Consider the following 11,962-nt stretch of genomic DNA (forward strand, 5'->3'; position numbering starts at 1 on the left):
AGCACCCGACGGCCCCGGCGGCCGTACGAAAGGACGTGACGTCGAGGTGGCAGCGCACCGCAGGACCGCACCGCGTTCGCTCGGCGGGGGCGGGGCCCGTACCGCCGCCACGATCGCCCTGGCGGGTGCGGCGTCCATGACCGGCCTCAACGGAACGGGCCACGCCGAGCCACCGCTCTCACCGGCGCAGGTCGAGGCCGGAGTCGACAGGCTGTACCACGACGCGGAGACCGCGACCGAGAAGTACAACGGGGCGAAGGAGCAGGCCGGCCGGACCCGCGAACGGCTCGGCGCGCTGCAGGACGAGGCGGCTCGCCGGACCGAACGGCTCGACGAGGCGCGCCGGGCACTGGGTTCCACCGCCGCGGCGCAGTACCGCACCGGGGGCGTCGACCCCTCGGTGCAGCTCCTGCTCTCCTCCGATCCCGGGCAGTACCTCGACAGGGCCGCGCTGGCGGAGCGCGCCGACGGCCGGCAGGCTGCCGCCGTGACGCGGGTGCGCAGGCAGTTGCGGGAGATCGAGCAGCTGCGGGGGGCGGCGCGCGTGGAGCTGGCCTCCCTGAGGTCACGGCAGGCGGAGCTGCGGCGGCAGAAGCGGACGATCACCGGGAAGCTGCGCGAGGCACGGCGGCTGCTGTCCCGGCTCACGCAGGAGGAGCGGGCGCGGTTCGCGGCGGGCGGCACCGGGCGGGCGGCACGATCCGCGGCTCGGGACCTCCTGGGGCCGGTGTCGGCGTCGGCGGCGGCCGCGCAGGCGCCGGACGCGCGGGCGGCGGCCGCCGTGGCGTACGCGTTCGGCAAGCTCGGCAGCCCCTATGTGTGGGGCGCCACCGGGCCCCACGCCTTCGACTGCTCGGGCCTGGTACAGGCCGCGTACCGCTCGGCGGGCGTCTCGCTGCCCCGGACGACCTACACCCAGATCGGAGCGGGCCGCCGCGTCTCGCGCTCCGAACTCCTCCCCGGTGACCTGGTGTTCTTCTACTCCGGGATCAGCCATGTGGGGATCTACGTGGGGCAGGGCCGGATGATCCACGCACCCAATCCGTCGGCGCCGGTGCGGGTGGCGCCGATCGACCAGATGCCGTTCGCGGGGGCGACCCGCGTGGTGTGAACCGCCCGTGCGGCACCGTGTCCGCCGACGCCCCCGCGATCCCCGCCACTCCCTCGCAGGTGCGAGCAGCCACCCGGTGCGCAGGGCGGGGCCTGCAGCTTGGAGACGGTGGCGGCGTAGCAGACCGTCGAGGACGACTACGACGCGGAGCACCGGGTACGACCGGCCGCCCGTGCCCGCGCTGCGGTCCGTGCCGCCCGCGCCGCAGCTCCCGGGCCAGCCAGTCGGTGCGCCCGCCGGCGGGCGCCTGAGAGGCGGCGGGCCTCGTCGGCGGATTAGCCGTGGACCGGCGGCTTCCGGTGGGGAGCCGACTCCCGGACACGGCCGGGGACGGCATGTCCCACTACACGTTCTTCAGTTCCACGCCACGTTCTTCAAGGGCGAGGCGGTGAACCGGGTGCCCCGTGGATGCCGCGTCCGGCGGCGCGGCGGACGAAAGTCCGTCACACCAGCCGCCGGGCCGTCGCCCAGCGCGTCAGTTCGTGGCGGTTCGACAGCTGGAGCTTGCGCAGCACCGCCGAGACATGGGACTCGACCGTCTTCACCGAGATGAACAACTGCTTGGCGATCTCTTTGTACGCGTAGCCGCGGGCGATGAGGCGCAGCACCTCGCGCTCGCGCTGGGTGAGACGGTCGAGGTCCTCGTCGACCGGCGGGGCGTCGGTCGAGGCGAAGGCGTCGAGGACGAAGCCGGCCAGGCGGGGGGAGAAGACGGCGTCGCCCTCCTGGACCCGGAAGATCGAGTCGACCAGGTCCGAGCCCGTGATCGTCTTCGTCACGTACCCGCGGGCGCCGCCGCGGATCACTCCGATCACGTCCTCGGCGGCGTCCGACACCGACAGCGCCAGGAACCGGACCGGCCGTTCGGTGTCGGCTGTCAGCGCGGCGCAGCGGCGCAGCACCTCCACCCCGCCGCCGCCCGGCAGATGGACGTCGAGGAGGACCACCTCGGGCCGGGTCGTCGTGATCACCGATACCGCCTGGTCGACGTCCGCGGCCTCCCCGACCACCTCGACCCCGGTCCGCTCGGTCTGCCCGATCTCCGCCTGGACGCCCGTTCGGAACATGCGGTGGTCGTCGACGAGCACGACCCGCACACGCCGGCCGCCGGTGTCAGCGCCGGCACCGGCACCGGCACCGGCACCGGACACCACGGACTCGTCGGCGCCGGTCTGCCCGGTCGCCCCGTTCGCGTCGCTCATGACGTGTTCTCCGCCCTCTCCATCTCCAGCTCGACCTCCGTGCCGCCGCCGGGAACCGCGCGCAGCCGTGCCGTGCCGCCGTTGCGCTCCATGCGGCCGATGATCGATTCTCTGACACCCATCCGGTCGGCGGGTATCGCATCGAGGTCGAAGCCGGGGCCGCGGTCACGGACGGAGACGAAGACCTTCCCGCCCTCGACCTCGGCGTAGACCTGGACGGCACCGCCCTCGCCACCGTACTTGGCGGCGTTCACCATTGCTTCGCGCGCGGCCTGCATCTGTGCGCCCAGCCGCTCGTCGAGCGGGCAGTCGCCGACGACGACCACCTCGATGGGAACGCCGTGCTTGTCCTCCACCTCCGCCGCGTTGCGCCGGACCGCCTCGGCGAGGGTGCCGGGCTCCTCGTCCTCCTCCTTGCCGGTGCCCTCCGGCTTGTAGAGCCAGGCGCGCAGGTCGCGCTCCTGGGCGCGGGCGAGACGGCGTACCTCGCCCGCGTTCTCCGCGTTGCGCTGGATCAGGGTGAGGGTGTGCAGCACCGAGTCGTGGACATGGGCCGCGACCTCCGCGCGCTCCTGGGCGCGGATGCGCATCAGGCGCTCCTCGGACAGGTCCTGGGTGATCCGGACCAGGTACGGCCCGGCGAGCAGTGCGACGCCGACGAGGACGGCGAGCGCGGCCTGCAGGACGGAGCCGAGGTGGGCCGCGGAGCCCTGCAGCACGAACATGCCGGAGACCCCCGCGGTGACCAGCAGGACACCGGCGGCGGCGCGCAGCAGGGTGAGGGTCCGCCGGCGGCTGCCGACCTCCATCCAGCGGGCCCGCCGCGCGTTGTCCGCCTGACGCCACACCAGGGCCACGCCCGCGGCGACGAGGACGGCCGGTATCAGATACGCCTTGGCCCCGCTGCCGAGGTTCACGCTTCCCACGAAGGTCAGCGCCACGACCACCATGAGGAGCAGGGCCACGATCTGGCCCCGGTCGGGTTTGCGGGCGACCAGTCTGCGCCGGCCGTCGGACGAGGTCTCGGTGGTGACCAGGGACGGGGGGCGCCGGTCGTCGACACCCCCGACGCCGAGCGGCACGAAGAACCAGAACGCGGCGTACAGCAGGGCGCCCAGGCCGTCCGCCATGAACAGGCCGACGAAGACGAGGCGCACCCAGATCACGGGCAGGCCGAGGTGCCCGGCCAGCCCCCGCGCCACACCCCCGAGCCAGCGTCCGTCGCTGCTGCGGTAGAGCTTGCGCGGCGGCCGCGGATCGGCGAGGGGCACTGCTGCGGCGTCCGGCATGCCATCGATGGTCACACGACCGGCCCGGCGGAGCATCAGGGTCGGGCCCCTAGACTCCCCTGATCTTCACATCCGTTGATCGAACACTTCCCCGGGCGGCCGTCGGGGCCGATTTCAGGGTTCGGCCAGGGTCGTCCCGACTGCCGCCGGGCGGCCGGGGCAGGGACCATGGACGCATGACAGATCAGCAGCACGCGGCGGCGGGAGCGGGCCCCGGCGCGGGCCGGGGTGCCCGTCCGCCGGGCGGCACGCCGCCCGGGGCCGCCCCGCGGGATGCCGCTCCGGCGTCCGGCGAGGGCGGGCCGGTGCGGGACGAGGCGGCCGGCGCCGAGGGACCCGGCCCCTTCCGGCGCGATCGGCGGCACAAGATGCTGGCAGGCGTCTGCGCGGGCCTGGCCCGCCAGTGCGACATGGACCCGGTGATCTTCCGGATCGTGCTCGCGGTGCTCTCCGCGACCGGCGGCCTCGGCCTCATCTTCTACGGCTTCGTCTGGCTCTTCGTCCCGTACGAGGACGAGGAGGAGAACGAGATCCGCAAACTGCTGACGGGCCGTGTCGACGGCCCGGGCCTGGCCGCGGTCCTCTTCGCCCTGGTGGGGTGCGGTGTCTTTCTGTCGATGCTGAGGAACGGCGGGGTGCTGACCTTCGCCGCCGTCCTGTCCCTGCTCCTGGCGGGGGCGGGCTACTGGTCGCGGCAGCGCGGCGCTGCGGACCCCGACCCGCTCGCGGCACAGGCCGCGGCCGACGCGCCGCCGGAGGCGAAGGCGCCGCCGGTCCCCACCCTCCACCCCTCCTGGTGGCGCGAGCCCATCGTCAAGGACGGCACGCATGTGGGCGGTACGGGCTATCTGTGGGGGCCGAGCGACGCACCGAGCCGTGATGTCGCGGCGGCGGTCGCCGTCGCCCGCGGCTACTCGTACGCGAGACGGACGGGGGCGGAGCCGCCGCCCAGGCCGCGGGGTCCGCGCTGGATCGGTGGCTGGGTGTTCCTGGCGGCGCTGCTCGCCGGCGGTCTGGGCACCCGTCTGACCTGGGACGCCGACGCGCTGGGCACGAGCCTGCAGACCGGCCTGGCGAGCGCGCTCGTCGTCATCGGGGCGGGCATCGCGGTCAGTTCGCTGCTGGGCCGTACGGGTGCGGGCTCGGTGTTCCTCGCCGTGGTCACCGCCGGTCTGCTCGCCACGTCGGCGGCCCTGCCGAAGGACGTCAGCAGCCACTGGGCGCGCACAACCTGGGCACCGGCCTCGGCGGCCGCCGTGCACCGGACGTACGAACTGGGCACCGGCGTCGGCACGCTGGACCTCACCCGTCTCAAGCCTGGTGCGAAGCAGACGGTGACGACCCGGGCGGAGGTGGGCGTGGGCCGGCTCGCGGTGATCGTCCCGCGGAACGCGACGGTGAAGCTCGACATCCGCACGGGCATCGGCGACATCCAGTTGCCCGGCGACACCGGGAAGGATGTGGATGTGGAGCCCGGCAAGCACAAGCGGTTGACGCTCTCCCCACCGTCCGGCACGAAGAACGCGGCCACGTTCGACCTCAGCCTCGAGGTCGGTCTGGGCCAGGTGGAGGTGACCCGTGCTGCGTCATGAGTTTCAGCCCGGCCGGCTGGTGGCCGGCGTGTTCCTGATCGCCGGGGGCGTCGCCTACATCGGTGACGCACGGGGGGCCTGGGAGACGCCGTGGTTCGCGATCGTCCCGGTCGTCGTCGGCGGCCTGTGCCTCGCGGCCGTCACGGGCCTGCTGGCCCGCTTCCTGCGCAAGGGCCGCAAGGGCATGGGGGGCACGCGCGCCGACGGGCACGCCGAAGGGGACCGGGCCGCCACCGCTTAGCCGGCCGGCATGCACGTCCTACCAGTCCGCGCCCGAGCGGTTCCCGCGTCGGGAACGAATGGCGGCGTCCAGGGAGAACACCGGGGCGCCGGCGAGGACCAGGGGCAGCCAGGCCATCAGGTAGGCGAGGTCGTTGCCGTAGTAGTAGGGGCTGGACGCCCAGCTCACCGTCAGCCACAGGCTCATGGAGATGAGCGCGCCGCCGAGCGCGGCGAGCCGGCTCAGCAGGCCGACGAGCGTGCCGATGCCGACGGCGAGTTCACCCAAGGCGATGGCGTAGCCGAAGCCGACGGGGTTCTTCAGCGCGAGGTCGACCATCGCCGGGATCGCCGAGGAGTCGCGTACGGCACGCATCAGGTCGCCGATCGAGCCGCTGCCGGACGCGTGCATGAAGGCGCTGTCGGTGAGTTTGTCCACGCCCGCGTAGACGAAGGTGACGCCCAGGAACACACGCAAAGGCAGCAGGGCGTACCGGGCGGCGGTGTCCCGCCAGGCGCGACCCTCGTCGAGGTAGGGGGTGTGGGCGTCCGTGCGCATGCCATGAGCCATCGTGTCCGCCGCCTCTCGCGCGCCATGCCGTTGACTCTTCGACAGACCATACGTACACAAGACGGGCCCCGCTCAACCGCTGTGCGGCCACTTTTCCTCATACTTTTCCCGGACGGCGTAGGGATGTGTCAGTCCGTCACCTCGATGGCCACCCGGTTCGTCTCCACTCCGGCCGCCGTCACCACCTGCACCTCGACACGCCCCGGCTCGACGTCCGCCGGCACCGGAACCGTCAGGAGGGTGTCCGTCGGATTGCTGAAGCCGCCGGGCACGGGGACCAGGGGGACATGGACGTGGATGGCGCCGATGCGGACCACCATCCGGGACAGCCTGTCCGCCGTCTGGGCGCCGGGCGGTACGAAGCCCGCGCCGCGGATCTCGATGTCGTCACCCGTTCGAATCGGCGCGTCCAGGTCGCCCGCCTCCCTCGCCCGGACCACGGAGAGCATCACCGGACGGCCGCCCTCCGCGTACTTCCCGGCGAGATAGGTGGCTGCCGACACGAGCACCAGCAGCGCCAGCCCCCACGGCAGATCGGGCAGCTGGTCCGGTCGCCGGGCCAGCCGGACCAGCGCGAAGGCCAGGGCGACCGCGCTGATGACCACGTACTGGATGTCCGCGAAGCCGCCCCGCCCGGAGTCGTCGGTCAGCAGGTCGGCGGCGCGCGGCCGGTCGGCGCGCACCTTCTGCAGGCGCTGGCCGAGGACCCGCAGCCCGACCACCCTGCGCACGACGACCGCGATCCCGCACACCACCGCGATCACCGTCACCACCCCCGCCCCCCGCGCGAGGTCGAGGCCGGCGATCAGCGCGTCGCGCCGGCCGTGCGCGGAGGCCGCGGCCAGCTCAACGGCCAGCACCAGCACCGCGTACACCGCGAACAGCACCCAGCCCGCCGCCACCGCACGCGAGGTCGACAGCCGGTTGTCCTCCCCGATGACGGGCGCGAGCGCGCCGCCGCGCGCCCGGTGCAGATATCCGGCGGCGGTCAGTGCGGCTCCCACCAGCACCGCCGCGACCAGCCCGGCCGTCCGTGTCACGGTCCACCCCGCGCCGATCGCCGTCAGCGCCTGCGCCAGCAACAGGACGCCCACCGCGCCCCACACCGCGACCGCCGTACGCCACCACAGCCGGGCGAGCCAGGCCGCGCCGTCGGCCCTGCCCCGCTCGGCGACGAGGTCCGCGGACTGGGTCAGCTCGTCGGAGACCCACTGCCGGGACGCGGACACGGAGTGCGCGACCGCCGCGGGCAGCCCCCGCCCCGACGCGAACTCCTCCCGCTTCGCGAGGAACTCCGCGACCGCGCGCCGGTGTCCCTCGCGCGCCCCGTGCGGGCAGTCCCCGCAGGTGCAGCCACCCCCGTGCACGCCCGGACCGCTCCCGCGCCCCACGCCCTGCCCCGCCTCCTGCACCGCCACGCCCGCCGCCGCCTTCCCCGCACCGATCGCCATGCCGCACCCGGCCACCACCGGGCCGGACGGCTCGCCCGGCCGCCACCCGACCAGGCACCTACGCCCGGCCACCACCCGACCGGGCACCTCCGCCCGGCCACCACCCGACCGGGCCTCTGACACGCACGAGCGCCGGACGGCAACGCCGTACAACTGCCCTGCGACGACAGCGAATTGTGCCGTATGGAACACACCCCGCGTTCGCCAGGTCCACCCGGACGGGTGAAGGGGCGAACCACCGGTTGACCTCCTCGGCCACCGCCCGCCGTCCCGCCGCGCCGACGGCCCCGAAGGCTGCCGTGCCGCGCGGTCCCGAAACGGCCGGTTCAGCTCAGCAGGTCCGGTTCGCTGCGGCTGATGTCCTGCCACAGCGGCTGGTAGTTGATCCAGGCCACCAGGTCCCCACCCAACTGCTCCCGTGTCGCCACCGCCTGCCGGTGGTCGATCAGGACCGGCCGTCCGGCCGCCCTGGCCGTGAGCTGCACCTGGCAGGAGCGTTCCATCGACAGGAACCACCAGGCCGCCGCGTCCACCGAGTCGCCGACGGTCAGCAGTCCGTGGTTGCGCAGGACCAGTGCCTTGCGCGTGCCCAGGGCGGTGGCGATCCGGCGGCCCTCCTCGGCGTCCACGGCGACGCCGGTGTAGGCGTCGTAGACCGCGTGGTCCTCGTAGAACGCGCAGGACTCCTGGGTGATGGGATCCAGCAGTTCGCCGAGCGCCGCGAGGGCCCGCCCGTGCACGGAGTGGCAGTGGGCGACGGCAACGACGTCCGGGCGGGCGGCGTGGACCTGGGCGTGCACGGTGAACGCCGCCTGGTTCACGTGGTAGCGGCCGTCGATCACCTGCCCGTCCTGGTTGGCCATCACCAGGTCGCTCACGGTGACGTGCTTGAACGGCATCCCGAACGGATTGACCCAGAAGCAGTCCGTGAACTCCGGGTCGCGGGCGGTGATGTGACCGGAGACGCCGTCCTCGAAGCCGAGCCGGCCGAAGATCCGCAGCGCTCCGGCCAGCCGCTCCTTGCGGTGCCGACGCTCGCCCTCCAGCGATTCGTGCATCGGCGGCATGGCGAACTGCAACTGATCGGTGGGCAGGGGCAGCGGTGGGGTGGGGGTCGGCCCGTGCATGTGTCCTCCAGCACTGGGTTCCTTGACGAAGCGGAAGTTACCGTCCGTCTCCGCAGGAGAACAGAGCCGTACGGTGAAGAGAGTGCGCAACCGTTACGCGCGGTGGCCGCACCGCGGCGCCGGAACCGGAGCCGGAATCGGAGCCAGAACCGAGGCCGGAACCGGAGTCGGCGAAACCCTCGCGAGCGGCCGCGGATCGCCAGGGATCACGACAGGAGATGTCGGGTATACGGGGTCAGACTCGCGGTATGACACCCAGCCTCATCAGGACACCGGGCCGCACTCCGTCGAACTGGGCGGCCTTCACCGCCGCCGAGCCCGGCCTCGCCCGCCTCGTCGAGGACCGCTTCGGCGCCTTCACCCATCACGTCCTGGCGACCCTCCGCAAGGACGGCTCGCCGCGCACCAGCGGCCTGGAGGTCCGCTTCCTGGACGGCGAGCTGTGGCTCGGCATGATGCCCCACTCGCTCAAGGCGCTGGACCTGCGGCGCGACCCCCGCTTCGCACTGCAGGCGAACCCGGGGCCCGGTACCGGGATGGGCGGCGGTGATGTGCGCGTCAGCGGGCGGGCCGTCGAGGTCGAGGACGGCACGCGGAAGGAGGCGTACGCGGAAGAGGTGAAACCGCCGCAGCCGTTCCACCTCTTCCGCACCGAGCTGACGGAGGTCGTGCGGACCTGCGTCGAGGACGACGCGTGTCTGGTCGTCCGGGTCTGGAAGCCGGGAGAGCCGGTGCGCACCCTCCGGCGGACGTGACTCAGGCGGACGCGCCCCGGGCGGACGTGCCCCGACAGGCCCCCGGGGTCACTCCCACTCGATGGTCCCCGGCGGCTTCGACGTCACGTCGAGGACGACGCGGTTGACGTCGCGGACCTCGTTCGTGATCCGGGTCGAGATCTTCGCGAGCACGTCGTACGGCAGCCGGGACCAGTCGGCGGTCATGGCGTCCTCGGACGAGACCGGACGCAGCACGATCGGGTGGCCGTACGTCCGGCCGTCGCCCTGGACGCCGACGCTGCGCACGTCGGCGAGCAGGACCACGGGGCACTGCCAGATCTCGCGGTCGAGGCCGGCCGCGGTCAGCTCCTCGCGGGCGATGGCGTCGGCCTCGCGCAGCAGGTCGAGCCGCTCCCTGGTGACCTCGCCGACGATGCGGATGCCGAGGCCGGGGCCCGGGAAGGGCTGGCGCTGGACGATCTCCTCCGGCAGGCCCAGCTCGTGGCCGACCATGCGGACCTCGTCCTTGAAGAGCTTGCGCAGCGGCTCGACGAGCTGGAACTCGAGGTCCTCGGGCAGGCCGCCCACGTTGTGGTGGGACTTGATGTTGGCCGTGCCGGTGCCGCCGCCGGACTCGACCACGTCCGGGTAGAGGGTGCCCTGCACGAGGAACTCCACCGGCTCGCCGCTCTCGCCGGCCTCGGCGACGATCTCCGCCTGGGCCTGCTCGAAAACGCGGATGAACTCGCGGCCGATGATCTTCCGCTTCTGCTCGGGGTCGGAAACCCCCTTGAGTGCGGTGAGGAACCGTTCCTGGGCGTCGACGACCTTCAGCTGGACGCCGGTGGCCGCCACGAAGTCCTTCTCGACCTGCTCGGTCTCGCCCTTGCGCATCAGGCCGTGGTCGACGTAGACGCAGGTCAGCTGGGAGCCGATGGCCTTCTGGACGAGGGCCGCGGCGACCGCGGAGTCCACGCCGCCCGACAGCCCGCAGATGGCGCGCTTGGTGCCGACCTGGCGTCGGATCGCCTCGACCTGCTCCTCGATGACGCTGCCGGTGGTCCAGGTCGGGCTCAGCCCCGCGCCTCGGTACAGGAAGTGCTCCAGCACCTGCTGGCCGTGCGTGGAGTGCATGACCTCGGGGTGGTACTGGACCCCGTACAGCTTCTTCTCGTCGTCCTCGAAGGCGGCGACCGGGACGACGTCCGTGGACGCCGTGACGGTGAAGCCCTCGGGGGCGGCGGAGCAGGCGTCGCCGTGCGACATCCACACGGACTGCTCGGCGGGGGTCCCCTCGAAGAGGGTGGAGGACGGCCGGCAGACACTCAGCTCCGTACGGCCGTACTCGCGCGCCCCGGTGTTGTCCACGGTGCCGCCGAGGGCCTGGGCCATCAGCTGGAATCCGTAGCACATGCCGAAGACGGGGACGCCGGCCTCGAAGAGGGCGCGGTCGACGGTCGGGGCGCCCTCCTCGTAGACGGACGAGGGGCCGCCGGAGAGGATGATCGCCGCCGGGTTCCTGGCGAGCATCTCCGCGACCGGCATGGTGCTCGGCACGATCTCGCTGTAGACCCGGGCCTCGCGGACGCGACGGGCGATGAGCTGGGCGTACTGCGCGCCGAAGTCGACGACCAGGACGGTGTCGGGGGCGGCGGCAGCGGGGGTCGCTGATGACACGGGTTGCCTTCCGGCGGCTTGACAGGGGGCTGTGGTACCCGATTCTAACGGGGCGGGCGGTGGGGCCTCCCGCCTCACGAGGGACGGGCCTGCCGGTTCCCGGCCCGGAGGCACACCGGCTCCAGCCCGGAGGCACACCGGTCCCGGCCCGGAGGTCCGTCGGCCCCGGCCCCCGTCTCACCATCCGAACCCGCTTGGTACGCATCCCGGACCCTCGGCATACTGGAGTCATGCTGACGCACGCGACCTTCGTCTTTACCTATGGCAACCGGCCCGCCGGCTGCCATGGTCGTGCTGCTTGAGCCACTGACAAGCACCCCAGGCGCCCCGGGCCGACACGGTCCGGGGCGCCTGGCGTTTGCGGACCGCGCCGGTCCCGGGCACCTCACCGCGACACCGACTCCAGAGGAGCCCCGGACATGACCGCCCCCACCACCGAGCAGACGGCCCCCGAGAAGACGGCCGCCGAGAAGACCGGCGCCCGTACCGCCGAGGCCGCCGACGTGATCAGCGGCGCCCGTGAACGCATCGACGCGCTCGACGACCGCCTCATCGGCCTCATCCAGGAGCGCATGGCGGTCTCCGCCGTCATCCAGGACGCCCGTATCGCCTCCGGCGGCCGCCGGGTGAACCTCTCCCGCGAGCTGGAGATCCTCGGCCGCTACCGGGAGGCGCTCGGCAAGCCCGGCACCACCCTCGCGATGACCCTGCTGGAGCTGTGCCGGGGCCGCGTCTGACGGCCACCGCCGCGGATCCTCCTTGCGACGGACGTCCGGCGCACCCACGTTCCCATGCCCTCTCACCCGTACGGCACGTGACCGGCGGTGCGCGGGGGTCGTTGGTCCCGGTGTCCGTGCCAGCCAGGGGCGGGCCCGAGAGAACCACGCGTGGCTCCGCTGGAGCGATGAGGCGTACGGATCGTGCTGTACGTCGTGGGACCTCGCTCCAGGGATGTGACCGGACGGCAGGGGACAGCAGCCCGGTCACCAGTAAACGGCCGGCTCCGG

At 73.1% G+C, this 11,962-nt stretch carries 11 protein-coding genes; 5 read left to right on the top strand and 6 right to left on the bottom strand.

What is annotated here, in order from left to right; all coding sequences use genetic code 11:
* Window positions 1-46: 46 nt before the first annotated feature.
* Window positions 47-1,111, top strand: coding sequence for a C40 family peptidase (locus ACFSL4_RS26170; protein ID WP_381087815.1), 1,065 nt, complete (start codon window positions 47-49; stop codon window positions 1,109-1,111).
* Between the two features lie 443 nt (window positions 1,112-1,554).
* On the opposite strand, the gene ACFSL4_RS26175 is transcribed toward ACFSL4_RS26170, so the two are convergent.
* Window positions 1,555-2,313, bottom strand: a complete 759-nt coding sequence (locus tag ACFSL4_RS26175) for a LuxR C-terminal-related transcriptional regulator (protein WP_381087739.1) — start codon at window positions 2,311-2,313, stop codon at window positions 1,555-1,557.
* A complete protein-coding gene (locus ACFSL4_RS26180) occupies window positions 2,310-3,638 on the bottom strand; it encodes an ATP-binding protein (protein ID WP_381087741.1) in 1,329 nt (442 codons plus the stop codon). The genes ACFSL4_RS26175 and ACFSL4_RS26180 overlap by 4 nt, the downstream gene beginning before the upstream one ends.
* 140 nt (window positions 3,639-3,778) lie before the next feature.
* Between ACFSL4_RS26180 and ACFSL4_RS26185 the strand changes: the two genes are divergently transcribed.
* Window positions 3,779-5,194 carry a PspC domain-containing protein gene (locus ACFSL4_RS26185; protein WP_381087744.1) on the top strand — a complete coding sequence of 472 codons (1,416 nt, stop codon included), beginning with the start codon at window positions 3,779-3,781 and terminating at the stop codon, window positions 5,192-5,194.
* Window positions 5,181-5,435 carry a hypothetical protein gene (locus ACFSL4_RS26190; RefSeq protein ID WP_381087747.1) on the top strand — a complete coding sequence of 85 codons (255 nt, stop codon included), beginning with the start codon at window positions 5,181-5,183 and terminating at the stop codon, window positions 5,433-5,435. Before ACFSL4_RS26185 ends, ACFSL4_RS26190 begins: the two co-directional genes overlap by 14 nt.
* A gap of 18 nt (window positions 5,436-5,453) precedes the next feature.
* Here the strand turns inward: ACFSL4_RS26190 and ACFSL4_RS26195 are convergent, their stop codons facing one another.
* The 3 genes from ACFSL4_RS26195 to ACFSL4_RS26205 form a co-directional block, all read right to left on the bottom strand.
* Window positions 5,454-5,984: a DoxX family protein gene (locus ACFSL4_RS26195; protein WP_381087750.1), complete on the bottom strand. Its 531-nt coding sequence runs from the start codon at window positions 5,982-5,984 to the stop codon at window positions 5,454-5,456.
* 128 nt (window positions 5,985-6,112) lie between these two features.
* Window positions 6,113-7,402: a hypothetical protein gene (locus ACFSL4_RS26200; protein ID WP_381087818.1), complete on the bottom strand. Its 1,290-nt coding sequence runs from the start codon at window positions 7,400-7,402 to the stop codon at window positions 6,113-6,115.
* 359 nt (window positions 7,403-7,761) lie between these two features.
* Entirely contained in the window at window positions 7,762-8,562 is an 801-nt protein-coding gene (locus ACFSL4_RS26205) for a class II aldolase/adducin family protein (RefSeq protein WP_381087753.1), read from the bottom strand.
* Between the two features lie 248 nt (window positions 8,563-8,810).
* On the opposite strand from ACFSL4_RS26205, the gene ACFSL4_RS26210 reads away from it, so the two are divergent.
* Window positions 8,811-9,317 carry a pyridoxamine 5'-phosphate oxidase family protein gene (locus tag ACFSL4_RS26210; protein ID WP_381087756.1) on the top strand — a complete coding sequence of 169 codons (507 nt, stop codon included), beginning with the start codon at window positions 8,811-8,813 and terminating at the stop codon, window positions 9,315-9,317.
* 48 nt (window positions 9,318-9,365) lie between these two features.
* Here ACFSL4_RS26210 and guaA read toward each other — a convergent pair whose 3' ends face one another.
* Window positions 9,366-10,955 carry a glutamine-hydrolyzing GMP synthase gene (gene guaA / locus ACFSL4_RS26215; protein WP_381087759.1) on the bottom strand — a complete coding sequence of 530 codons (1,590 nt, stop codon included), beginning with the start codon at window positions 10,953-10,955 and terminating at the stop codon, window positions 9,366-9,368.
* A 419-nt stretch (window positions 10,956-11,374) separates the two neighbouring features.
* On the opposite strand from guaA, the gene ACFSL4_RS26220 reads away from it, so the two are divergent.
* Window positions 11,375-11,692 carry a chorismate mutase gene (locus ACFSL4_RS26220; RefSeq protein WP_381087762.1) on the top strand — a complete coding sequence of 106 codons (318 nt, stop codon included), beginning with the start codon at window positions 11,375-11,377 and terminating at the stop codon, window positions 11,690-11,692.
* The last annotated feature ends 270 nt before the right edge of the window (window positions 11,693-11,962 follow it).

Origin of the sequence: Streptomyces caeni (assembly GCF_042678285.1) — a bacterium.
In the GTDB taxonomy this organism is placed as follows: Bacteria; Actinomycetota; Actinomycetes; order Streptomycetales; family Streptomycetaceae; genus Streptomyces; species Streptomyces caeni.

What these genes read in the sequence shown, in the direction of transcription:
- ACFSL4_RS26175 (WP_381087739.1), bottom strand. Translation starts at nt 2,313, where the DNA reads ATGAGCGACGCGAACGGGGCGACCGGGCAGACCGGCGCCGACGAGTCC.
- ACFSL4_RS26180 (WP_381087741.1), bottom strand. Translation starts at nt 3,638, where the DNA reads ATGCTCCGCCGGGCCGGTCGTGTGACCATCGATGGCATGCCGGACGCC.
- ACFSL4_RS26185 (WP_381087744.1), top strand. Translation starts at nt 3,779, where the DNA reads ATGACAGATCAGCAGCACGCGGCGGCGGGAGCGGGCCCCGGCGCGGGC.
- ACFSL4_RS26195 (WP_381087750.1), bottom strand. Translation starts at nt 5,984, where the DNA reads ATGGCTCATGGCATGCGCACGGACGCCCACACCCCCTACCTCGACGAG.
- ACFSL4_RS26205 (WP_381087753.1), bottom strand. Translation starts at nt 8,562, where the DNA reads ATGCACGGGCCGACCCCCACCCCACCGCTGCCCCTGCCCACCGATCAG.
- ACFSL4_RS26210 (WP_381087756.1), top strand. Translation starts at nt 8,811, where the DNA reads ATGACACCCAGCCTCATCAGGACACCGGGCCGCACTCCGTCGAACTGG.
- ACFSL4_RS26220 (WP_381087762.1), top strand. Translation starts at nt 11,375, where the DNA reads ATGACCGCCCCCACCACCGAGCAGACGGCCCCCGAGAAGACGGCCGCC.